Below are 534 nucleotides of genomic sequence, written 5' to 3' on the forward strand. Positions count from 1 at the left end.
TGCACTATCTGGACGGGCGCTTCGTTGCCTATGGCGGCTTCAATCACTACCCGGGGAATATGGTCTGGTGGTCCGAAGGGCTCGCTGAGTATCTATCCCTGGGCAATTACAATCCGGAGGCGGTACAGGTCGCCCGGGACCACAAACCGCGCCACCGCAAACCCAGCCTGGCGTCTGTGTTCGCGACCACCTACCGCGACAAAACCGATCAGGTATATCGCTGGAGCTACCTTGCTATCCGCTTTCTGTTCGAGCGTCACTACGATGAAGTGATCGCGATGACCAATACACTCAAGAACAACGATTTCGGCAGCTATACCGCGTACCTCAACAGCTGGGAAAGCAACTATGAAGCGGAGTACCAGAACTGGTTGAACGGACTGGTCAACAGCGGGGCGAGCGGAAGGCAGAAGGACAGTAAAAAAGAGCAGATGCTGCAGAAGCATTCCATGGCCGAGGAGAAGAGACGCAGCGGCGGTAAAGAGAAGTAACCGGATACTCAGGCACAAACAGAAAAGGGCCCCGCGGGGCCCT

General features: G+C 56.2%; 1 protein-coding gene. It reads left to right on the top strand.

Translation table 11 applies throughout. The features are described from left to right. Positions 1-491: collagenase (locus B4U49_RS00260; RefSeq protein WP_193432789.1), on the top strand; the 491-nt coding region annotated here is incomplete at its 5' end. Positions 492-534: the final 43 nt, after the last annotated feature.

The sequence above is a fragment of the Microbulbifer mangrovi genome (assembly GCF_002009015.1).
GTDB lineage: Bacteria > Pseudomonadota > Gammaproteobacteria > Pseudomonadales > Cellvibrionaceae > Microbulbifer > Microbulbifer mangrovi.